The sequence below is a fragment of the Amycolatopsis sp. N2S4-7 genome (genome assembly GCF_058119595.1).
In genome coordinates this window covers 1,657,898-1,678,125 of the sequence record NZ_CP172299.1, presented here as the reverse complement: position 1 = coordinate 1,678,125, position 20,228 = coordinate 1,657,898, and the positions used below count along the sequence as shown (strand labels likewise).

At 72.5% G+C, this 20,228-nt stretch carries 21 protein-coding genes; 10 read left to right on the top strand and 11 right to left on the bottom strand.

The features are described from left to right. The 3 genes from secF (at nt 1) to ACH54P_RS07605 (ending at nt 4,285) form a co-directional block, all read left to right on the top strand. Nucleotides 1-1,215: a protein translocase subunit SecF gene (gene secF / locus ACH54P_RS07615; RefSeq protein ID WP_489911630.1), complete on the top strand. Its 1,215-nt coding sequence runs from the start codon at nt 1-3 to the stop codon at nt 1,213-1,215. 70 nt (nt 1,216-1,285) lie between these two features. Beyond that, nucleotides 1,286-1,804, top strand: a complete 519-nt coding sequence (locus tag ACH54P_RS07610) for an adenine phosphoribosyltransferase (RefSeq protein ID WP_489911629.1) — start codon at nt 1,286-1,288, stop codon at nt 1,802-1,804. 126 nt (nt 1,805-1,930) lie between these two features. Then, a complete protein-coding gene (locus ACH54P_RS07605; RefSeq protein WP_489911628.1) occupies nt 1,931-4,285 on the top strand; it encodes a RelA/SpoT family protein in 2,355 nt (784 codons plus the stop codon). Here the strand turns inward: ACH54P_RS07605 and ACH54P_RS07600 are convergent. After that, a complete protein-coding gene (locus tag ACH54P_RS07600) occupies nt 4,261-5,544 on the bottom strand; it encodes an amidohydrolase family protein (protein WP_489911627.1) in 1,284 nt (427 codons plus the stop codon). The genes ACH54P_RS07605 and ACH54P_RS07600 overlap by 25 nt on opposite strands. 81 nt (nt 5,545-5,625) lie before the next feature. Between ACH54P_RS07600 and ACH54P_RS07595 the strand changes: the two genes are divergently transcribed. Then, nucleotides 5,626-6,060, top strand: a complete 435-nt coding sequence (locus ACH54P_RS07595) for a MarR family winged helix-turn-helix transcriptional regulator (RefSeq protein ID WP_489911626.1) — start codon at nt 5,626-5,628, stop codon at nt 6,058-6,060. On the opposite strand, the gene ACH54P_RS07590 is transcribed toward ACH54P_RS07595, so the two are convergent. Both ACH54P_RS07590 and ACH54P_RS07585 read right to left on the bottom strand, forming a co-directional pair. Next, nucleotides 6,057-6,458, bottom strand: a complete 402-nt coding sequence (locus ACH54P_RS07590) for a DUF1304 domain-containing protein (RefSeq protein ID WP_489911625.1) — start codon at nt 6,456-6,458, stop codon at nt 6,057-6,059. The genes ACH54P_RS07595 and ACH54P_RS07590 overlap by 4 nt on opposite strands. Then, entirely contained in the window at nt 6,455-6,871 is a 417-nt protein-coding gene (locus ACH54P_RS07585) for a cupin domain-containing protein (RefSeq protein WP_489911624.1), read from the bottom strand. The genes ACH54P_RS07590 and ACH54P_RS07585 overlap by 4 nt, the downstream gene beginning before the upstream one ends. Before the next feature lie 88 nt (nt 6,872-6,959). Between ACH54P_RS07585 and ACH54P_RS07580 the strand changes: the two genes are divergently transcribed. Then, nucleotides 6,960-7,982, top strand: coding sequence for a helix-turn-helix transcriptional regulator (locus ACH54P_RS07580; RefSeq protein WP_489911623.1), 1,023 nt, complete (start codon nt 6,960-6,962; stop codon nt 7,980-7,982). 57 nt (nt 7,983-8,039) lie between these two features. Here the strand turns inward: ACH54P_RS07580 and ACH54P_RS07575 are convergent, their stop codons facing one another. Then, nucleotides 8,040-8,546: a hypothetical protein gene (locus tag ACH54P_RS07575; RefSeq protein ID WP_489911622.1), complete on the bottom strand. Its 507-nt coding sequence runs from the start codon at nt 8,544-8,546 to the stop codon at nt 8,040-8,042. A 95-nt stretch (nt 8,547-8,641) separates the two neighbouring features. Here ACH54P_RS07575 and ACH54P_RS07570 point away from each other — a divergent pair, with 95 nt between their 5' ends. From ACH54P_RS07570 to ACH54P_RS07560, 3 genes are read left to right on the top strand one after another with little or no spacing between them, the layout of a single operon-like run. Continuing rightward, entirely contained in the window at nt 8,642-9,295 is a 654-nt protein-coding gene (locus ACH54P_RS07570) for a serine/threonine kinase C-terminal domain-containing protein (RefSeq protein WP_489911621.1), read from the top strand. Between the two features lie 24 nt (nt 9,296-9,319). Continuing rightward, nucleotides 9,320-11,002 carry an AbeC-like domain-containing protein gene (locus ACH54P_RS07565; protein WP_489911620.1) on the top strand — a complete coding sequence of 561 codons (1,683 nt, stop codon included), beginning with the start codon at nt 9,320-9,322 and terminating at the stop codon, nt 11,000-11,002. Further along, nucleotides 11,002-11,343 carry a hypothetical protein gene (locus ACH54P_RS07560; RefSeq protein ID WP_489911618.1) on the top strand — a complete coding sequence of 114 codons (342 nt, stop codon included), beginning with the start codon at nt 11,002-11,004 and terminating at the stop codon, nt 11,341-11,343. The genes ACH54P_RS07565 and ACH54P_RS07560 overlap by 1 nt, the downstream gene beginning before the upstream one ends. 36 nt (nt 11,344-11,379) lie before the next feature. Here ACH54P_RS07560 and ACH54P_RS07555 read toward each other — a convergent pair whose 3' ends face one another. Continuing rightward, nucleotides 11,380-12,213: an alpha/beta fold hydrolase gene (locus ACH54P_RS07555; RefSeq protein ID WP_489911617.1), complete on the bottom strand. Its 834-nt coding sequence runs from the start codon at nt 12,211-12,213 to the stop codon at nt 11,380-11,382. Between the two features lie 73 nt (nt 12,214-12,286). On the opposite strand from ACH54P_RS07555, the gene ACH54P_RS07550 reads away from it, so the two are divergent. Beyond that, on the top strand, nt 12,287-13,066 hold the full coding sequence (locus ACH54P_RS07550) for an enoyl-CoA hydratase/isomerase family protein (protein WP_489911616.1): 780 nt from the start codon (nt 12,287-12,289) through the stop codon (nt 13,064-13,066). Nucleotide 13,067: 1 nt separating this feature from the next. On the opposite strand, the gene ACH54P_RS07545 is transcribed toward ACH54P_RS07550, so the two are convergent. The 6 genes from ACH54P_RS07545 to ACH54P_RS07520 all read right to left on the bottom strand — a co-directional run bounded on the left by ACH54P_RS07545 (nt 13,068) and on the right by ACH54P_RS07520 (nt 19,511). Then, nucleotides 13,068-15,665 carry an NPCBM/NEW2 domain-containing protein gene (locus tag ACH54P_RS07545; protein WP_489911615.1) on the bottom strand — a complete coding sequence of 866 codons (2,598 nt, stop codon included), beginning with the start codon at nt 15,663-15,665 and terminating at the stop codon, nt 13,068-13,070. Beyond that, on the bottom strand, nt 15,662-15,901 hold the full coding sequence (locus tag ACH54P_RS07540; RefSeq protein ID WP_489911614.1) for a hypothetical protein: 240 nt from the start codon (nt 15,899-15,901) through the stop codon (nt 15,662-15,664). The genes ACH54P_RS07545 and ACH54P_RS07540 overlap by 4 nt, the downstream gene beginning before the upstream one ends. Before the next feature lie 413 nt (nt 15,902-16,314). Beyond that, nucleotides 16,315-16,881: a hypothetical protein gene (locus tag ACH54P_RS07535; RefSeq protein WP_489911613.1), complete on the bottom strand. Its 567-nt coding sequence runs from the start codon at nt 16,879-16,881 to the stop codon at nt 16,315-16,317. A 94-nt stretch (nt 16,882-16,975) separates the two neighbouring features. Beyond that, the gene (locus tag ACH54P_RS07530) at nt 16,976-17,785 is read right to left on the bottom strand and encodes a LysM peptidoglycan-binding domain-containing protein (RefSeq protein WP_489911612.1); all 810 of its coding nucleotides are present in this window, start codon (nt 17,783-17,785) and stop codon (nt 16,976-16,978) included. A gap of 74 nt (nt 17,786-17,859) precedes the next feature. After that, the gene (locus ACH54P_RS07525; protein WP_489911611.1) at nt 17,860-18,639 is read right to left on the bottom strand and encodes an aminotransferase class IV family protein; all 780 of its coding nucleotides are present in this window, start codon (nt 18,637-18,639) and stop codon (nt 17,860-17,862) included. Then, nucleotides 18,639-19,511, bottom strand: coding sequence for a peptidylprolyl isomerase (locus ACH54P_RS07520; protein ID WP_489911610.1), 873 nt, complete (start codon nt 19,509-19,511; stop codon nt 18,639-18,641). The genes ACH54P_RS07525 and ACH54P_RS07520 overlap by 1 nt, the downstream gene beginning before the upstream one ends. Nucleotides 19,512-19,659: 148 nt before the next feature. On the opposite strand from ACH54P_RS07520, the gene ACH54P_RS07515 reads away from it, so the two are divergent. Continuing rightward, complete coding sequence (locus tag ACH54P_RS07515) at nt 19,660-20,226, top strand: MBL fold metallo-hydrolase (RefSeq protein WP_489916347.1); 567 nt, start codon at nt 19,660-19,662, stop codon at nt 20,224-20,226. Nucleotides 20,227-20,228 lie beyond the last annotated feature (2 nt).

The window sequence follows — 20,228 nt, the reverse complement described above, 5'->3', positions numbered from 1 at the left end:
GTGGGGGTCGAAGAACTGGGCACGGACGCCGAAGGCAACGCCAAGGTCGCGGCGAAGCCCGGCAAGAAGGAAAGCGTCTTCCACCGGCTCTACGTCGGCACGGGCGCGTTCGACGTCGTCGGCAAGCGCAAGCGCTGGTACGCCTTCTTCGGCGCGCTGGTGCTGGTGTGCCTCCTGTCGATGATCTTCCGCGGCTTCAACCTGGGCATCGAGTTCGAGGGTGGCACGCAGATCCAGATGCCGGCCGCCGGCGTCCACGGCGTGATCACCGAGGACCAGGCCAAGGAGGCGTTCCAGAAGGCCCTCGGCCACCCGGCCGCCGAGACGCAGAAGGTCGGCACGGGCAACGCGTCGACCATCCAGATCCGCACCGAAGCGCTGAACGCGGCCGACGTCGCCAAGGTCAAGCAGGTCCTGTTCCAGGACCTGGGGCCCAAGGGCACCAACGGCCAGCCCAGCGTCCAGGCCATCAGTGACAGCGCGGTGAGCGCGTCCTGGGGTGGCGAGATCTCCCAGAAGGCCCTGATCGCGCTCGCGGTGTTCCTCGTCGCGGTGGTCATCTTCCTGGCGATCTACTTCGACGCCCGGATGGCCGTGGCCGCGCTGGTCTCGCTGCTGCACGACATCCTGGTGACCGCGGGCGTGTACTCGCTGGTCGGCTTCGAGGTGACCCCGGCGACCGTGATCGGCCTGCTGACCATCCTCGGGTTCTCGCTGTACGACACGGTGGTGGTGTTCGACAAGGTCCGCGAGAACACGCGCGGCCTGCTCGGGCTGACCCGCCGCACGTACGCCGAGGCCGCGAACCTCGCGCTGAACCAGACGCTGATGCGGTCGTTCAACACGGCGTTCATCGCGCTGCTGCCGATCCTGGGCCTGCTGGTCGTCGGGTACGTGCTGCTCGGCTCGGGCACGCTGCAGGACCTGGCGCTGGTGCAGCTGACCGGCACCCTGGTCGGCGTGCTGTCGTCGGTCGCGCTGGCAACGCCGCTGCTGGTCGACTTCAAGATGCGCGACCCGAAGTACAAGCAGCAGGCCGAGCGGGTCCGGCAGCGCCGGGCCAACCAGGAGCGCAAGGCGGCGGGCGAGGACTTCGACGCCTCCGACGACGACGCCCTGGCGGCGGAGCTGCGCAAGGAGAAGGCGTACGCGGCCGCGGCCAGCGTGCCGGCCCGGATCCAGAAGCAGCGCCCGGCGGGCAAGCGCAAGCGCTGACCCCTTCGCGGAGGTGTGCCCCGGTGGGGCGCACCTCCGCCGAAGCACGTACGCAGAATCGCGAGGATTGATGGAGCTCGAAAAGGCCCTCGGCCTGATCGCCGAGGTGCCGGACTTCCCCGAGCCCGGCGTGCTGTTCCGCGACCTGAGCCCGCTGTTCGCCGACGCGCCCGCGTTCAAGGCGGTCGCCGACGCGCTGGCGGACACGCTCGGCCCCGGCGTCGAGGCGCTCGCCGGTGTGGAGGCCCGCGGGTTCCTGCTCGCCGCGGCCGTCGGGTACGCCCGCGGCCTCGGCGTGGTGCTGGTCCGCAAGCCCGGCAAGCTGCCCCGCGTGGCGGGCCGGGTGGACTACGCCCTCGAATACGGCACGGCGAGCGTGGAGATCCCGGAGGGGATCGTCCGGCCCGGCCAGCGGATCGCGATCCTCGACGACGTCCTGGCCACGGGCGGCACGGTCGCGGCGACGGCCAAGCTGCTGGAGGACGCCGGTGCGGTCGTGGACAGCGTGTCGGTGGTGGTGGAGCTGGCCGCCTTGGGCGGCCGCGCAGTCCTCGGGAACCGGCGGGTCCACGCCCTCGAGGTCGGCTGAACCCGACACGCGGGTTCCGGCTGGTCCGGGCTCCGGCATCCCCCTGAACGGGCGCACCCGAGAGGGCTGTGAGGCGCAGCGGCTACCCTGGTGGTCCGAAGGCCGCACGAGCAGCAGGAGGTGCGGGTGAGCCAGGAGCTCGACGCCGCGGTGCCCGCGAAAGAGGGCGCCCAGCAGAACGGGCAGGCGGCGGCACCGTCCGCGCCGCCGAAGCCGAACGGCGCGGCGCCGAACCCGTCCGCGACCCGGCGGGTCCGGGCGCGCCTCGCCCGGCGGATCACCGCGCAGCGCGCCGCCCCGGTCAAGCAGGTCCTCGAGCCACTGGCCGTCATCCACCGCGAGCTCCACCCGAACGCCGACCTCGGGCTGCTGCAGCGCGCCTACGACGTCGCCGAAGAGCTGCACCGGAACCAGCGGCGCAAGTCCGGCGACCCCTACATCACCCACCCGCTGGCCGTCGCCACCATCCTCGCCGAGCTGGGCATGGACACCACGACCCTGGTCGCGGCGCTGCTGCACGACACGGTCGAGGACACCGGCTACGCGGTCGAGAGCCTGAAGGCCGACTTCGGCGAGAAGGTCGCCGAGCTGGTCGACGGCGTCACGAAGCTCGACAAGGTCAAGCTCGGCACCTCCGCCGAGGCCGAGACCATCCGCAAGATGGTCATCGCGATGGCCAAGGACCCGCGCGTGCTGGTCATCAAGCTCGCCGACCGGCTGCACAACATGCGCACCATGCGCTTCCTGCCGCCCGAGAAGCAGGCCCGCAAGGCCCGCGAAACGCTCGAAGTCCTCGCTCCGCTCGCCCACCGGCTCGGCATGGCCACGGTGAAGTGGGAGCTGGAGGACCTCGCGTTCGCCATCCTGCAGCCGAAGAAGTACGACGAGATAGTGCGCCTGGTCGCCGACCGCGCGCCCTCGCGCGACATCTACCTGCGGTCGGTCATCACCGACCTGACCAGCAACCTCGTCTCGTCGCGGATCACCGCGAAGGTCGAGGGCCGGCCGAAGCACTACTACTCGATCCACCAGAAGATGATCGTCCGCGGCCGCGACCTGGACGACATCCACGACCTGGTCGGCGTGCGGATCCTGGTCGAGGACGTCCGCGACTGCTACGCGGCGATGGGTGTCGTCCACGCGCTGTGGCAGCCGGTCCCCGGCCGGTTCAAGGACTACATCGCGCAGCCGCGGTTCGGCGTCTACCAGTCGTTGCACACCACGGTGATCGGCCCGGACGGCAAGCCCCTCGAGGTGCAGATCCGCACCTACGAGATGCACCGCACCGCCGAGTACGGCATCGCCGCGCACTGGCGCTACAAGGAAACCAAGGGCACGCACACCGGCAACGCCGTGGACGTCGACGAAATGGCGTGGATGCGCCAGCTCCTCGACTGGCAGCGCGAGGCGGCGGACCCGGGTGACTTCCTCGAGTCGCTGCGCTACGAGCTGGCCGCGCGCGAGATCTTCGTGTTCACGCCGAAGGGCGACGTGATCACGCTGCCGGTGGAGTCGACGCCGGTCGACTTCGCCTACGCCGTGCACACCGAGGTCGGGCACCGCTGCATCGGCGCCCGCGTCAACGGCCGCCTGGTCGCGCTGGAACGCAAGCTGGAGAACGGCGAAGTCGTCGAGATCTTCACCTCGAAGGCGGAGACCGCGGGCCCCAGCCGCGACTGGCTGCAGTTCGCCGGTTCGCCGAAGGCCCGCGCCAAGATCCGGCAGTGGTTCGCCAAGGAACGCCGCGACGAGGCGATCGAAGGCGGCAAGGAAGCCATCACCAAGGAGATCCGCAAGGTCGGCCTGCCGATCCAGCGGCTCGTCTCCGCGGAGTCGATGGGCGCGGTGGCCACCGAGCTGCGCCACGCCGACATCTCGTCGCTGTACGCGGCGGTCGGGGAGGGCCACACCAGCGCGAAGCACGTCGTGCAGCGGCTCGTCGCGCTGATCGGCGGGGTCGACGCGGCGGAGGAGGAGCTCGCCGAGCGGGCGACGCCGTCGACGGTGACCCGGCGCCGCGGCTCCAACGACGTCGGCGTGGTCGTCAAGGGCGCCAGCGACGTCTGGGCGAAGCTCGCCCGCTGCTGCACCCCGGTGCCGGGCGACGAGATCCTCGGCTTCGTCACCCGCGGCGGCGGCGTTTCGGTGCACCGGACCGACTGCACGAACGCCGGCGACCTGCAGTCCCAGCCCGAACGGCTGGTCGAGGTCGAGTGGGCGCCGTCGGCGTCGTCGGTGTTCCTGGTCGCCATCCAGGTCGAAGCCCTCGACCGGCACCGGCTGCTCTCGGACGTGACGAAGGTGCTGGCCGACGAGAAGGTCAACATCCTGTCGGCCTCGGTGACGACGTCCCGCGACCGCGTCGCGGTCAGCCGCTTCTCGTTCGAGATGGGCGACCCGAAGCACCTCGGCCACGTCCTCAAGGTGGTCCGCGGCGTGGAAGGCGTCTACGACGTCTACCGCGTGACGTCGGCTTCCTGAGGCGCCCACGACCCGTCGACGGCGATCCCGGCGGCCGCGGCCACCCGGTCGCGTGACTCGAGCAGGCGGGCCCGCAGCGCGGGCAGGTCGACGCCGAGCAGCCGTCCGTCGCGCTTGACCGCTTTCCCGGCGACGAAGACGCTGTCCACCAGGCCGGGATGACCGGCGGTGACGATCGTGCCGACGGCGTCGCCGACGGGGAAGACCGAGGGATCCTCGGCGTCGAGCAGGATCAGGTCGGCGTCCTGGCCGGCGGTGATGCTGCCGGTAGGGCGCCCGCAGGTCCGCCCACCGTCCACAGTGGCGAACGCGAGGACGTCCCGAGCCGTGACGGCGCCGCGCTCGGCGGCCAACGCGGTGCGCATGGCGGAGAACAGGTCGCCGCCGGCGGACGGGCAGTCGTCGACCGACAACGACGGGCGCAGCCCGGCGGCCAGCGCCCGGCCGGTCACGGGCGGCTCGAAACCCATCTTCAGCTCGACGTCCGGGCTGACCGACACCGAGCCGCCCGCGTCGGCCAGCATCACCAGCTGGTCGTCGGAAAGGCCGTTGCCGTGCACGACGGTCGTGCGGTCGTCGAGCAGGCCGCGCTCCCGCATCCCGGCGATCGGCCGGTCGCCGTGCGGCCAGCCCCCGGTGCCGTGGACGTGCACGCTCACCCGGAGCCCGAGTTCCCGGGCCAGCGCGACATCCGCGGCCGTATCGTCCATTGTGGACAGCACAGGGCCGCGCAGGCCCAGCACCATTTCGTCGTCCGCCAGTCCGGCTCGCACCCGCCGGATCTCCGGCGCGATGTCCGGCCCGTCGGCGCCGTAGCAGAAGATCGAATGGCCGGGCGCGTCGTGCAGCGCCTGGATCGCGGCGTCGGCGTTCTCCGGCCGGTCGGCGCAGTGGAACCAGTCGAGCAGGGTCGTCACGCCGGAGTTCAGCGCCTCGATCCGGCCGAGGAGGTTGCCCAGGTAGACGTCTTCCGGCCGGTAATGCGGCTTGAGCGTGCCGTGCACGGCGACGCGGTACTGGGCGAACGTCCAGTCGGCGCCGAGGCCGCGGAACGCCGTCTGCCAGGTGTGCCGGTGGGTGTCCACGAACCCGGGCAGCACGAGCTTGCCGGTGGCGTCGACGAGCTCGGCGTCGGCGCCGTCGATCGCGGGGGCGACCGCGGCGATCCGGCCGTCCTCGATGAGCACGTCACCGCGCGCCAGATCGCCGACGGCCGGGTCCATGCTGATCACCGTGCCGCCGCGCAGCAGCGTCTTCATGAGCGCTCCTTCCCTAGAATTGACGCATCAACTCTAGGGATCGACGAGTTGATGCGTCAACTCCTCGGTATGCTGGCGCCCATGGCGGAGATGAGCCCCGGGGACTGGGCGTTCTGGGACACCTGGATGCGCGCGCACCGGCTGGTCGTCCGGGAGCTCGACCGCGGGCTGCAGCGCGACTGCGGCATCTCGAAGGCCGAGTTCAGCGTGCTGATGACGCTGGACCGGCCGATGCGCGTCGGCGAGCTCGCCGACGCGCTCGACTGGGAGAAGAGCCGCGTCGCGCACCTGCTGACGCGCATGGAGAACCGCGGACTGGTGGCGCGGATCGAGGACGGCGCCACCGGCCGGCGCACCGGGATCGAGCTGACCGGCGAAGGCCGTCGCGTCGCGGCGAGCGCCACGCGGGCGCACGGGGACAACATCCGCCGGCTCGTCCTCGACCGGCTCACGCCCGAGCAGGCCGCGAACATCGGCGCCTGGAGCGAGCAGGTGGTGAGCCGCCTCGACGGCTAGAAGGCGGCCGCGACCAGGGCGACGACCGGGGGGATCGTCTGCGCGAGCGCGCCGCCGCGGCCCGCGCCGCGCGGGCGGCTGAGCGCGAGCAGGTCGGACACGCCGAGCGCGATCCCCGCCAGCGCCATGAACCCGCAGCAGTAGACCACCAAGGCGCGTCCGGCGTCGGCGTGCCCGGTGTGCAGCAGGACCAGCCCGGTGACCGGCCCGGCGGCGAGGAACAGGTTGTAGAACCCGACGTTGAACGACCACAGCCGGGTGGCGGGCAGGTTCTCGGTCGGGATGCGGAAGAGGTCCCGGTGCACGCCCGGCCGTTCGAACAGCACGACCTCCCACGTGAACGCGAGCAGGTGCACCAGCGCCGCGATCCCGGCGAAGACCTGGACGACGGCGTTCACGACTCCGCCAGCGCGATGCCGTGCCGGCCGGCGACCTGCGGGATCTGCTCCGGCGAAGCCCGGTCGACGTCGTGGAAGAACGCGCCCATGCCGCCGGTCATGCTCACCGCGAGGAACTGCGCCGACGGGGTGTGCACGGTGAAGGTGTTCGGTGTGCCCGCCGGGATGCTGATCGACGCGCCGGGGCCGAGGTCGTGGAGTTCGCCATCGACGTAGACCGAGATGCGGCCGTGCAGCACGTAGAAGCTCTTCGCCCAGGGCTCGGTGTGCGGCGGGACCGACGGCCCGCGGGGCGCGTCGACCTCGAACAGCTCGTAGGCCCCGCCGGTGTGCTCGGCGCCGACCTTGACGGTGATCCTGGCGTCCTTCGAATCGAGTTCCGGGCCTTCGCCCGGTGCGCTGAAGTGGGTCATGCCGCCGACGTTAGGAACCCGGCGAGCGGGGGGACCATCCCGGAAATGTGGGATACCCCGGCGCCGCGGCGCGGCGCATACTGCGTCCATGTGGGACGGCCGGGCGCAGGGAGTGCGGCGGGAGGTCGCCGCGCTCGCGACGGCGGGCCTCGGCGTCGCCGAGCTGCACGCCGCCGCCATCGAGCTGGTCGACCGCGTGGTCCCCGCGGAGCTCACGTGCTGGGCTTCGCTGGATCCGGACACGGCGGTGATCAGCTCGATGACCAGCGGCCGGGCGCGCATCCCCGGCGAGTACGAACCGCTGCTGGCGACCTACGAGTACGACGGCGCGCAGCCCCACACCTTCGCCGAGCTGGCCGGGCGGCCGGTGCCGGCGGCCCGGCTTTCGGACCTGCCGCGGCGCGACGTCGAGCGCAGCGGCCGGCTGAACGAGGTCTGGCGGCCGCTGGGTCTCGGCCACGAGCTGCGCGTGGTGTTCCGCGTCGACGGCACCTCGTGGGGCGCGGCCGGCCTGGTGCGGCGCGGCGAGTTCAGCGACCGCGAGGTCGAGTTCCTGACCTCGGTCGCCCCGGCGGTGGCGGCGGCGACGCGGGTGGCGGCCCGCACGCGCGGGGCGGGGGAGCGGGCGGAACCGGCGATCGTGGTGGTCGGCCCGGACGGCCGGCCGCGGACGGCCACCGCGGCGGCCGCGGCGTGGCGGTCCGAACTGGACGAAATCGCCCCCGGCCGGTTCGCGGTGCTGCTGCGCGCGGTGGTGGCCGGCGCGCGGGCGGCGGCCACGGGGACGTTCCGCGCCCGGGTCCGGGACGCCCGCGGCGGCTGGGTCGTCCTGCACGCCGGCCGGCTGGTCGCGGGCGAGGACGACGACGAGACGGTCGTGACGATCGACCGCGCGTCGGCAGCCGAGCTGCTGGGCGTGCTGCTCGCGGCCTACGGCCTGACCGCCCGCGAGCGCGACGTCTGCCGCGAGGTACTGGCCGGAAGGTCCACATCGGACATCGCGGCGCGGCTGGTCATCTCCGCGCACACCGTGCAGGACCACCTGAAGTCGGTGTTCGGCAAGGTGGGCGTGCGCAGCCGCGGCGAACTCACCGCGACGCTGTTGTCGTAACCTTCTCGCCGCCCGTCAAGAAATTGTCGAACGACGACGGCGGGGTATTTCCGGAATTCAGAGACCGTGCCGCCGGACGAGTGGTGCGATGCGTCTCGCTTCGAGCCGCCAGCGCTGTTTCCGGAACCGCAGGACCACCGCGGCCGCCAGTGCGCTGCTGACCGTTGCCGAAGCCGCCGCGAGAAGCAGGCTCCCTGCGGCCATCGACCACCACACCAGACCGAAACCGGCGAGCACGACGGCGGCCATCAGGGCGGCGGCGAGGTGTCCGGGCTGCCACGCCCACCGGTCGCCGTCGGCCACCACGGCCAGCAGAGAACGGGCCTGCTGCTGGAGTTCGGCGTCGTCGACGGCCAGGTCCAGGACGCGCTGGCCGGCGTCGGCGCAGAGCCGGCGCTGACGGCCGGAGGTGATCACCGGCGTCCCGTCGCGGGTCACGCTGCACGCTTCGACGGCGCGCCGATAATGCGTGGCCGCCAATTCCCGCCGGGTTCCCGGATCGGCTCGGCCATCCGTCACCAACCGTTCCAGCTCGGCGATCCGCCGTGAATCCTCTTCGAACAAGATCACTCCCGATATTGCCGTCCCGCTTTCCGCGGGTGCATGCTACGGTCTGCAAATTGCCGAGGGGGAGCGGCGTCCGAAACGGGGAGGCGGAAATGGTGGTCCGGCTCGGTTCCGCGCGGCTGGCGACCGTCGTCTTCGCGGCGAACCTCGTCGGCTGCGCCCTCGTGGGCACCGCCTGGACGGTGCTGAACCCCGCGGCGGAACCGGGGCCACCGAGCGAACCCGGCCTCGCACTGGGAACCACCGCCACCACCACGACCCTTCCGCCGGCCGCGCCGGCTCCGGCGACCTCCGAGACGCCGTCGAGCGGGGAAGCGTTACTGGAGCGGGTGAGCGGACCGGCGGGACTCGAGACCGTCCTGCCGCGCGGCTGGCCCACGAAGACCCTGCCGGAACCGGGCAGCGTCCAGGCGACCGATCCTGCGGACCCTCGGCGAATCGTGAAGTTCGGCGGCGCACCACCGTCGGACGGCTCGGACATCCTGACCTTCCACGAGCGCTACGAGCGGCAGATCGCCCGCCGCGCCGGCTACGTGCGGTACGGCCTGGAGCCGGTGACCGTGCGCGGTCACGAGGCCGTCGACTGGGAGTTCGCCTGGGACGCGCCCGAAGGCCGGCGCCACGTCCGCGCCGTCTACTGGCGCAGCGGCGGGCTCGAGTACTACGTCTACCTGCACGGACCCGAATCGAGCTGGCCGGAGACCGCCGCGCTGGCCCAGCGGGTGCTCGACGGCTCGACCCCCTGACCGCACCTTCCCCGAGGGAGCAGCATGTCCCCAGGCCCGGCCGACGACACCACGCGCTACCTGTGCGCGGCCTCCTACCTCGACCCCGGCTACAGCACGCGGGCGATCACCGAGTTCCTCGTCGAGCCCACCCGGCCGGTCCCGCCGTCGCCGGGCCTCGACGCGGGCCGCGTGCTCACGGAGGCGGTGCGGGCGCGGGCGCGCCGGAAGAACTACGACGGGCTGCTGGTGCTGCTCATGGCCGTCGTCATCGGGCTGTCGTGGGACAACCCGCTGCTCTACGGCTGGATCGTGCTGTCGGTCGTGCTCGTGGTCGCGCGGGCGGGGAAGAACGCGTACGCGTCGGGGCGGTCGTTCAGCCCGAAGACGATCGCCGTGCTCGGCGTCGCCGTCCTCGTCGCCACGCTGCTGCTGAGCTACTCGGACGAGATCTTCGGCTCCGGGAGCCGGTACTCCTCGGGCTACTACGACGACTACTACTACTACGACGGGGCCTCGGGTGGGGAGACCGCCCGGTTCGTCATCGGCATCGTGCTCGCGGTCGTCGTGCTCGTGCTGGTGACGATCGAGCGCTGGTCCCTGTGGAACCTGCTGACGACACGCTTCAAGCGCCTTGCCCCGCCGACGTCCCACGGCGGCAGCCTCACCGGGCTGTTCACCGAGGACTTCCGCGAGCAGCTCGCCCGCTACCAGCGGGAAGCCGAGATCACCGGGAAGCCGGGCGCGCCGCTGGTGGTGTACCGCGGCTACAACCCGTTCGTGGGCGCCGGATTCCGGCGGGACGCCTGGTCGATGGCGATCCCGCTGGAGCGCCTCGAAGACGACGAGACCGACCCGGCGACGCGGCCGGAGCTGACGACCGAGACGTTGTACGAAGGGATCCGCGAGGCGATCGGGAACCTGCGTCACGCGAGCGCGCTGTCGCCGGACCACCGGCTGGGCGGGCTGACGGTGACCGAGGCCGTGTTCACCCCGGCCGCCGAGCTGATCGACCACCTGGCCGAGCCGGAAGCCGCGGCGTACCTGCCGGACATCGAGTACCCGCCGCACACCCGGCTGACCGCGGCCGACGTCGAGCGGCTGCGGACCGAGCCGAAGGAGTGGGCGCGGTACTACCTGTGCTTCCAGGTGGAGACCTGGGACCGGGACCTGGTGCTCACGACGTTCCTGCACGTGGCGGTGGACGACACGACGCTGTACGTCGAGTGGACGCCGTTCATGCTGCCGCCGATCCGCGCCGACTACCGCGTCGTGGACAAGATGCGGCCGGATTCGCTGCGCCCGTTCGGCCAGGGGCTGCTGGCGTGGCTGGAGCTGCCGGCGAGCCTGCCGGGCCGGATCGTGAACCTCGCGTCGTGGATCCGGCAGCCGAAGCGCGAGCCCGGTGTCCTCGACCCGGACCGCTACGGCGCCGGCAACACCCTGCGCGAACTCGCGTCGGTGAACCTGTTCACCGACTACTTCCAGCTCGTCGACATCGAACGGTACGAGAAGATCATCGAAAGCCGGCTCCTGCCGGCGATCGGCAAGCTCCTCGGCGACGCCGGCTTCTCGACGGCGAAGTTCGAGGAGCAGGCGGCGGTCGTCATCAACAACGACATCACCATCGGCGGCGACAACCGGGCCCCGATCACCCAGACCGGGCAGCGCGGCCCGCGCTCGCGCCCGCCCACGACACCCGGCCGCCTGGCCAGGACGGAGGCCTGATGGGACACCGCATCACGAACAAGGTCAGCATCGGCGGCGACAACTCGGGCCGCATCACCCAGACGGGCATCGAGGGCGGCGGCGCCGACGCGACGGTGGCTTCGCTGCTCCAGCTGGTCGAGCGCCTGACAGCCGAGGTGCGCGGCAAGGAGCTCGCGAAGCAGGAGGTCCTCGAGGACACGCTGACCGACCTGGCGACGGACCTGCGCGAGGGCGACCCGGCCGAGCCCGCCGTCGTGCGCAGCCGGTGGGAGAAGGTGAAGGGCCTGCTGGGCGGGCTGGCGCAGTTCTCCGAGCTGGTGGCGAAGATTTCGGACCAGGTGCAGAAGATCTTCGCCTGAACCGGAGCGGACGACACGCGTGTCGTCCGCTCCGGGCTAGAGCACCCTGCGCAGCAAGGCGTTCACCTCTTCCGGGCGTTCCATCGACGGCAGGTGCCCGGTGTCGGCGAGCTCGACGAGCTCCGCGTTCGGCAACGACTTCGCCAGGTGGGCGGACAGCTCCACCAGCCCCGGCGCGTCCGCGGTGCCGATCACCACCGAGGCCGGTGTCGTGATCTCGGCCAGCCGGTGCCGGGTGTCCGGGATCCGCTCCGTCCACTGTGGAGCCGTCCAGTCGTGGCGGTACACCTGCTCGCACATCTCCCGCACCAGCGCGACCATGTCCGGCGGCAGCACCGAGACGTCCCGCTCCGGGCCCGCGACCAGGTAGCGGATGTTCGCGTCGGCCATGGCCCGCACGTCCGCCGGGTCGACCTCGGCCTCCCGGGCGGCGTACTGGTCGAGCCGCCCGGCGGGGACCGCTTCCGCGGCCAGCCGGGCGATGTCCGCCTGCATGTGGTCCGGCCAGGTGTGGCCGGTGAGGCCCGAACCGAGCAGCACGAGCCGGGTGATCCGCTCCGGTGCGGCGAGGGCGGCGTCCAGCGCGCACGCCCCGCCCATCGACGCCCCGACCAGCGCGGCCTGCTCGATCCCCCGGGCATCGAGCAGGGCCAGCAGGTCCTCGTAGTGGGCGTACTCGCCGGGGCCGTCGGCGGTTTCGCCGAAGCCGCGGCGGTCGTAGCGGATCACCCGGTGGGTGGCGGCGAGCGCGGTGAACTGCGCGTCCCACATCCGGCGGTCGCCGATCGCCGCGTGCAGCAGGACCACCGCGGGTCCCTCGCCCGCTTCGTCGTAGCCGACCGCCGTTCCGTCCACTTCGATCGTCGCCATGGCCCCAAGCTAGCGACACGACCGTGTCACACACCGCGGTTTTCGCTCAGGGCGAGAAGCTAGGGTGCGGTTCATGACCGACGGATTCGACCTCACCCGCGACGGCGAAGTCGCCCGGCTCACGCTGAACCGGCCGGAGAAGATGAACGCGATCACCTTCGGCATGTGGTCGGCGATCCCGGACGTCGTGGCCGAGGTGGAGGCCGACCCGGCGCTGAAGGTGCTGGTGATCGCGGGCGCCGGGAAGCACTTCTCCGCGGGCGCCGACATCAGCGAGTTCGGCGAGCTTCGCACCACCGCGGAAGGCGCGGCGCGCTACGACAAAGCCGTCGAAGGCGCGGTGGCCGCGCTGACGGCGATGCGGAAACCGTCGGTCGCGATGATCCAGGGCAACTGCATCGGCGGTGGCTGCCAGGTGTCGGTCGCCTGCGACTTCCGGTTCGCCGCCGACGGCGCGCGCTTCGGCATCACCCCGGCGAAGCTCGGCATCGTCTACCACTTCGATTCGACGCGCCAGCTCGTCTCGCTCGTCGGCCCGGCGCACGCCAAGTACTTCCTGCTGTCCGGCGAGCTGATCACCGCGGGCCGCGCCCGCGAGATCGGCCTGCTCAACGACGTCTTCCCGGCCGGCGACCTCGAGGCCTCGACACTGGAGTTCGCGGCGACGCTCTGCGCGCGCTCGCAGGCGTCGATCCGCGGGATGAACCGGATCATCGAGAAGATCGTCGCCGGGCAGGAGACGCCGGACGCCGAGGTCGAGGAGATCCGGTCCGAAGCGCTGCACGGCGAGGACTACGCGGAGGGCGTCGCCGCGTTCCTGGAGCGACGCCCGCCGCGCTTCACCCACCGCTGACTCAGGGACACCTCACCGCGGCGTCGGCCCAGTCGCCGTGGTCGGAGTCCTTGTCGTCGCCGCCGTCGGTGACTTCCAGGGTGAGCCGCCGGATGCCCGTGACGTCCGCGGTCACGGGCACCGCGCCATCGGCATCCCGCAGCACGGCGGTTTCGGCCAGCACCCGGCCGTCGCCGAGGACGCGGAACGCCACCGAGCCCTCCTCGCCCACCTCGTCGTCGAGGCCGGTGACCGCGGTGAACGCCGTGCACGCGCCGCCGAGCCAGACGGTCACCGAGCTCGGCGCGTTCGTGCCGAGGCCGTGCGCGTAGGCCGTGCCGGCGATCGCGAGCGGGTGCCCGTCGCCTTCGGCCGTGTCGCCGTTCGACTGGTCGCGCTCCATCGGGCCCCAGCCGTTCGACGACGCCAGGAACGGCAGCGCGCTCACCCAGGCGGTGCCGGTGGGCGCCGGAGGCGGGATGAACGCGCTGGTCGCCGCTTCGACGTGCACCGGCCGCCGCTCCGGGTCGCCGCGGAAGCGGTAGGTGGCCGCCACCGGCAGGTCGGTCGTGCCGGCCGGGCCGCCGGTGAACCGCCAGGTCCCCGTCATCGCCTGGCCGGCGGGCAGCACCGGCCGGTGGACCGGCTCCCCGGTCACCTGCCAGCCCGGGGGCGCGATCGGCGCCAGGTCGACGTCGTACAGCGGTGTGCCTCCGGGCAGGGTGAAGGCCGCCGAAACCTCGACGACCGAGCCCTCCGCCGTGGCGGGGGTGACACCCAACCGCGTCGCCGGCACCTGCCGGACCTCCTGGTCGCACGACGTCCGGCCGGGCCGCGCGGGACAGAGGACCGTGACGAACCCGCCGTTCGCGGCCACCGGCACGGTCAGCCGCCCGTCCGCCGCGACCGTCGCCTTCTCCCGCAGCAGCCCGGACGGCCCGTCGCGCAGGGTGTCGGCGAGCCAGCGCCCGTGGCCCAGGAAGTCCAGCGGCGCCTCGACCTTCTTGGCCGGGCCCGCCTGGATGCCGCCGACGAACCAGCGGTCGCCCGAGCGGCGGGCGAAGACGGCTTCCCGCCCGGGCCGTCCGGACAGCAGCCGGGTCTCGTCCCACACCGTCGGGAGCTGGTCGAGCGTGTGCAGCGCCTCCGGCCGGGCTTCGTAGTTCTCCGGCTTGTCCGCGCCGTGCTGCCAGCCCGACTCGTAGACGAAGAACGTCGCCACCTCGTGCGCGTCGGTCGTGTCCCGATCGGACACCACGAACGCGGTCGGCGTGTAGTCCATGCTGCCGACGACGTTGCGGGTGAAGGGGAACATCGTGTTGGTCGCCGCGCGGGTCTTGAACTGTTCGGCGCCGCGCACGGCTTCGAAGCTCATCACGTGCGGCCAGGTGCGCTGGAAGCCGCGGGGGACGGTCGCGCCGTGGAAGTTGATCATCAGCCGCTGCTGTGCGGTGGCGCGCGCGATGTGGTCGTAGAACCCGAAGCGCGCCTGCGTGTCGGAGTCCATGAAGTCGACCTTGATCCCGGCCACGCCCCACGACTTGACCAGTGGCAGCCACTTCGCGCGCTCGGCGCGGGTGTCCAGGGTGTTCCACCGGAACCAGAGGATCACCTCGACGCCGCGGGCGCGGGCGTAGCGGACGACGTCCGGCGCCCAGGAGGCGTCCCAGCCCTCGTCGACGAGCAAGTACGGCCAGCCGTTGCGCGCGGCGAAGTCCGCGTACTGCTTCTGCCGCACGGGATCGGCCGGGCTGTCGTGTTCGGACAGCCACGACCAGGCGACCTTGCCCGGCCGGACCCAGGAGGTGTCGGCGAGCTCCGACGGCGGCGCGAGGTCGTCGACCAAAGTGGACTCGGTGACCGTCGCGAGGTCGCCGGTGATCGCGACGCGCCACGGCGTGGCGAACGGCCCGGCGCCGGTCACCGACGCGTCCGCGAGCTTGATCGCGTAGCCGGGTGACCCGGCCGCGTGCGTCAGCCGGGCGCCGGAGTAGCGGCCGTCCACAGCGGACTCCGTCAGCAGGGTGTAGCTGCCACCGCCGGTGTCGAACAGCGACGGGAAGCCGTAGTCGCCCGCCGCCGCGCCGCCCGCGGTGGTTTCGACGCGGACCTTCTCGTAGTTGGGGGAGTAGGGCAGCAGCCACGCCGGCGCCGCCGCGGGCAGGGTGAAGGACGACGCTTCGCCGGTGATCGTCCCGCCGGCGGGCAGCACGTAGCGGTAGGCGACGCCGTCGGCGGCCGCGCGCACGACGACGTCCAGCCGGGTATCGCCTTCGCCGGAGAACGACAACGTCGTCTCGGCCGCCCGTGCGTGCCGGTGCAGCCGCTTGCCGGTGGTCATCGTGTAGTGCTCGTCGACGACGCGGTCGGTGCGGCGGAGGAACCGCAGGTCCCGGGTCAGGTCGGCGGCCGTCGTGCGCAGGCCCAGCGGGGCGGGGGCCAGCACGGTCGTGGGGCCGCGGGACACCTCGAAGGTCAGGCCGCCGTCACCGGTGCGAGCGACCGCGGCGGTCACCGCACCGGTCAGGCTGACCGTCCACTGGCCGGCGGCTTCGGCGGGCATCGTGCCGACCAGGGTAGTGGCCAGTGCGGCCACGACGGCCGCGGCGGCGCGCCTCACCGGCTGGCCCCGGTCAGCTGCTCGTTGAGGTACAGGAACGCGCCGAGCCCGTGGAAGTCGTTGGTGGCCCGCGGCCGGTCGAGGTGGTACCGGTCGTTGCCGACGCTGATGTCGGTGATCGCCGTGGTGCCACCGGGCGCCTGCGAGCTGGGCGAGGTACCGCACGACGGCGGTGAGGGTGCGGCGCTGCGGGGCGGCGGCGGGCAGGGCGTCGAGGACGTCGACCGTCGCAGCAATCCGCTCGGATGGCGTAAATGCGCGAAACAGAGGAGGATTTGTCCCCCGATTCGGTGACGCTCGCCGGGTCTCCGAATGCCGTTCCGTAACGAGCCAGGAATGGGTCGAGCATGAAGGCGCCGTCGGCCCACAGCAGGCCGAGCGGGAACAGGGCGCCGGTGTAGCCGAGCCCCAGTGACGCCGCCGGGCGCGCCGCGATCGCCGAGTCGGCGACCGCGCGCGACCAGTCCGGTGGCGCGGCCGCCGCGGGCCGGGCGCCGAAAACGGCGGCGAGGACGACGTGCAGTGCTTTCCGGAACGCCAACGAATCCAGCCCCTTTGCTGCGCGGAAAGAACGGCGGCGGTGTCGATCACCGATCTTCGGCGGTGGCTCCGGATCCGGTCAACGGACAGAACAGGACTGATAATATCGTCAGGCGTCGAGGTATGCGCGGAAGTGTTCGGCGACGACGTCGGTGACCCCGGCGGGATCGAGCCTGCCGTCGATCTCGATGACGCGGATGCCCAGCGCCCGCGCCGACCGCACGGCCTGCGCGGCGAGCATCCGGTCGCGGGTGAGGCGCGTCCGCTGCTCGGGGATCGCGGGCTCGTCCAGCCGGTGCCGCAGCTGGTGCTGGCGGAACAGCTCGGTCGGCACGAGCACGACCATCCGGCCGGGGGAGTCCACCAGCGGCCCGACGAGATCCGGGCGCAGCCCCTGTCCCTCCGCGACGATCGGGCGCGGCGACATCAGCGCGCGCAGGTCCTCCAAGGCCCAGCGGAAGCGCAGCCGAGCGTCGGCGAGGGTCTCGTCCAGCAGGTCCGCGGCCGTGACCCCGGGCGGGGGTACGGCAGGCTCGCCGGCGTCGCGGTCGTCGTGGTGGTAGGTCGTCAGCCCGTGCCGCGCCGCCAGCAGCCGGGCGACGGTGGACTTGCCGGTCCAGGGCGCGCCGCCGATCCACAGGGCCTTCCGCAGAGTCCCGAACGGGTCCGAGGTCATCGTCCGACTATTGCGGCACCGGCGGGCCGAATCCAGTGTTCCGGCGCCGGTTGAGCCGTTCAGCGCAGGGTGACCCGGCACGCACGGACGGCGGTCACTTTCCGTCGCCCTCCTCGTCGACGACGAGCACGGTGGAGCGGTCCGCGAAGCCCGGCTCCCGCCCGAGCCGGAAGTGGAACCGCGTGCCCGGCCGGATCGCCGCGATCACCTGGGTTTCGGCGGTGTCGAGGACGATGATCGAGTGCTCGGCGGTGATCGGTTCGTCGTGCAGCACCTCCGGCGCCGCGTCCGGGCGCGGCCGGGGGAGCACGACCGGGATCGGCAGGGTCCCGCTGACCGAGCCGCACCCGTCGTCGTCCTCGGCCACGGCGCTCGGCTCGAACGGCGGCTCGAACGGCAGCGGCGGCACGACCTGCGGGCGGCGCCGCCACCACAGCCCGGCGATCAGGCCGGTCAGCAGGCCCCCGGTCCCGCTGACGGCCGAAGCCAGCCCGACGCCGAGGCCGTCCTCGGCGGGCTGGACCGCCGGGGCGGCCGGCGGGGTGGCGGGCAGCGGCCCGAACTGCACGGCGGGGTCCCGGGCGTCCTCGGGCAGCTGCAGCACCTGCCCGGGTTCGATCGCGGTGGGGTCGGTGAACGGCGTCCCGTCCGGCCGCGGTCTGCCCTGGTTCAGCCGGAAGATCTCCGGGAAGCGCCGTCCGTCGCCGACGGCCCGTTCGGCGATCCGGAACAGCGTGATCTCGTCCGGGTTGTCGGCGTGCGGGACGATGTAGTACTTCACCGGCGGGGGCGGGGTGCTCTGCGCGAGCGCGGGGCCGCCGGCGAGCACGGCGAAGAGGACTCCGGCGCAGCCGGCCTGGCCGGCGCGCCCGAGGACGCGGCGCACCGCGGGGTGTTCGGCCATCGTCGGCACCTCTCCCCGGTGACCCCGGCGGGTCCCGGTGTTGCCCCTCTACACGGGGCCGGTGCGGGCGAGGTTCAGATCTTGTCCCACGGCACGGTCTCGTACGCCTCGGCGAGCAGCGCCACCGCGCGGTCCGCGGGCGGCAGCACGACGTCGTCGACGGCGGCGACCGGGCGGCCCGGGGTCTCGGAGTTCGTCAGGAACACCGCGTCGAACCCGGGCAGGTCCGCGGGCCGGACTTCGCGCGTTTGCTGGTTCACGCCGAGCCGGCTCAGGGCCTCCCGCTGGAGGAGCATCGTGATCCCCGGCAGCACGGCGGCTTCCGGCCACACGACCGTGTCGCCGGCCAGGAACCCGGCGTTCCAGATCGACGCCTCACTGATCCGGCCGCCGGGGTCGACGAACAGGGCGTCGTCGAACCCGGCGAGGCGAGCCTGCCGGGAGTGGTGGATCAGGCCGAACGTGCCGAGGTGCTTCACCTGCGGCAGATCCCGTTGGTAGCGCACGGTCCGCAGGCGCAGCGGCGCCGGGTCGGCCGGGTGCGGCGGCAGCGTGCGGACCAGGATCTCCGGCGTCATCGGCTCGTCGAACGAGCGCGTGAGCACCAGGACCCGTACCGACAGCGCGGGTTCGCCCGCGATCGCCCGCCGGACGTGGGACCGCACGAGGTCGACGTCGAGGTCGGAGCCGAAGAGCAGCCGGGTGCTCGCGGCGAGCCGCTCGAGGTGCAACGCGAGCCCGCGGACCCGCCCGTCCCGGACCTGCATCGCGGTGAAATGACCGTAGGAGGTCATTCCCGCGACGAAGGCGCCCGGGCCGAGCGGCTCCCCGTTCAGCTCGATGCGCGCCGTCACTACTGGACGGTGACGCCCGTGAACTTCACCTGCTTCGTCGGCGCCCCGGTCCCGTCCTGCGGGTTCGGGTTCGCGATGCCCGCCTTGGCGACGGCGTCGAGCACCTTCAGGCCCTCGTCGCTGATGCTGCCGAACACCGAGTAGTCCGCCGGGAGGCCGTCGGCGTTGCCGTAGACCATGAAGAACTGGCTGCCGCCCGAGTTCGGCGCGGACGTCTTCGCCATGGCGAGGATGCCGCGGCCGTACTTGATCTCCGGGAACGCCTCGTCCGGCATCGTGTAGCCGGGGCCACCCTGGCCGTCGGCCGTCGGGTCGCCGGTGGCCGACGGGTCACCGCACTGCAGCATCTGCAGGCCTTCGGTGCCCAGCCGGTGGCACATGGTGTCGTTGTAGAAGTTCTGCTTCGCGAGGCTGATGAAGCTCTGCACGGCGCAGGGCGCGAGCGCCCGGTCGAGCGTCAGCGGGATGTCGCCCGCGGTGCTCTTGAGCGTCACGTTCACCGTGCCGGTCGACGGGACGTTCTTGCCGTCGGGCAGGTTCACCTTCTTCGGCGCCTTGCCCGTCGCGTCGGCCTTGAAGTCGCACGTCGTCGGGTTCGGCAGCGGCGTCGCCCGCTTCGGCAGCGCGGTGCGCTGCGTCGGGATCTGCACTTCGGTCGGCGGCGGGGTGGCGGAGGACGACGCGGCGGCGTCGGTGTTCTCGCCGCCGTTCGCGCTCACGATCCACACCACGACACCCGCGACGACGAGCACGGCCACACCGACCACACCAGCGCCGATCCTCCGGCGTCGCTTCTGCTGCTCCAATCGGCGCTCGAGTTGCCTCTCGAGCTTGCGCTTCGCAGCTTCGCGGCGCTGCTGGTTGGTCGCCACCCCGTACCCTCCCAGGTTTCCGCTCGTGTCACACGTCTGAGGTAGCGGCAGTGTATGGGCACAGCCTGTGAGGACCATGTACAGGGCCCGCTAGTCTCAACCCGATCGTGATCGGCGCCATCCGGCGCGGATGTCCGGGAGGCGTTCGGTGCTCGTCGTCGGGTTCGGCAGCGGCCCGCTGCAGGCCAACTGCTACCTGCTGGCGGAAGCCGCCGGCGGGCCGTGCGTGGTCGTCGATCCGGGGCAGGAGGTGGCCGCGCCGCTGGCCGCCGCGCTCGCCGAGCACCGGCTGGTCCCGGCGGCTTTGCTGGCCACCCACGGGCACCCCGACCACGTCGCTTCGGCCGCGGTCCTGTCGGCCGGCCACGACGTCCCGCTGCACCTGCACCCGGCCGACGCGAACCTCTACGACGGCGAGAGCGTGCCCCTCGAGTCCGGCACCTTCGCCGGGCTGGACGTCGACGTCCGGCACGTCCCGGGGCACACCCCGGGTTCGGTGGTGCTGGCCCTCGAGACGGCCGAAGGCGGACGGCTGGCGCTGACCGGCGACACGCTGTTCGCCGGCTCGGTCGGGCGCGGGGACGTGGCGGAGGCGGTGCGGGGCCTGCTGGCGAGCCTGCCGGACGACACGGTGGTGCTGCCGGGCCACGGCCCGGCGACGACGATCGGCCGGGAACGCGCGGGCAACCCGTTCCTCGCCGGAACGGGGGCGTGAGC

Excerpts from the sequence above, each read along its gene's own strand:
- ACH54P_RS07610 (WP_489911629.1), top strand. The coding sequence starts at position 1,286 with ATGGAGCTCGAAAAGGCCCTCGGCCTGATCGCCGAGGTGCCGGACTTC.
- ACH54P_RS07600 (WP_489911627.1), bottom strand. The coding sequence starts at position 5,544 with ATGAAGACGCTGCTGCGCGGCGGCACGGTGATCAGCATGGACCCGGCC.
- ACH54P_RS07595 (WP_489911626.1), top strand. The coding sequence starts at position 5,626 with ATGGCGGAGATGAGCCCCGGGGACTGGGCGTTCTGGGACACCTGGATG.
- ACH54P_RS07585 (WP_489911624.1), bottom strand. The coding sequence starts at position 6,871 with ATGACCCACTTCAGCGCACCGGGCGAAGGCCCGGAACTCGATTCGAAG.
- ACH54P_RS07580 (WP_489911623.1), top strand. The coding sequence starts at position 6,960 with ATGTGGGACGGCCGGGCGCAGGGAGTGCGGCGGGAGGTCGCCGCGCTC.
- ACH54P_RS07570 (WP_489911621.1), top strand. The coding sequence starts at position 8,642 with ATGGTGGTCCGGCTCGGTTCCGCGCGGCTGGCGACCGTCGTCTTCGCG.
- ACH54P_RS07565 (WP_489911620.1), top strand. The coding sequence starts at position 9,320 with ATGTCCCCAGGCCCGGCCGACGACACCACGCGCTACCTGTGCGCGGCC.
- ACH54P_RS07560 (WP_489911618.1), top strand. The coding sequence starts at position 11,002 with ATGGGACACCGCATCACGAACAAGGTCAGCATCGGCGGCGACAACTCG.
- ACH54P_RS07555 (WP_489911617.1), bottom strand. The coding sequence starts at position 12,213 with ATGGCGACGATCGAAGTGGACGGAACGGCGGTCGGCTACGACGAAGCG.
- ACH54P_RS07550 (WP_489911616.1), top strand. The coding sequence starts at position 12,287 with ATGACCGACGGATTCGACCTCACCCGCGACGGCGAAGTCGCCCGGCTC.
- ACH54P_RS07535 (WP_489911613.1), bottom strand. The coding sequence starts at position 16,881 with ATGACCTCGGACCCGTTCGGGACTCTGCGGAAGGCCCTGTGGATCGGC.
- ACH54P_RS07530 (WP_489911612.1), bottom strand. The coding sequence starts at position 17,785 with ATGGCCGAACACCCCGCGGTGCGCCGCGTCCTCGGGCGCGCCGGCCAG.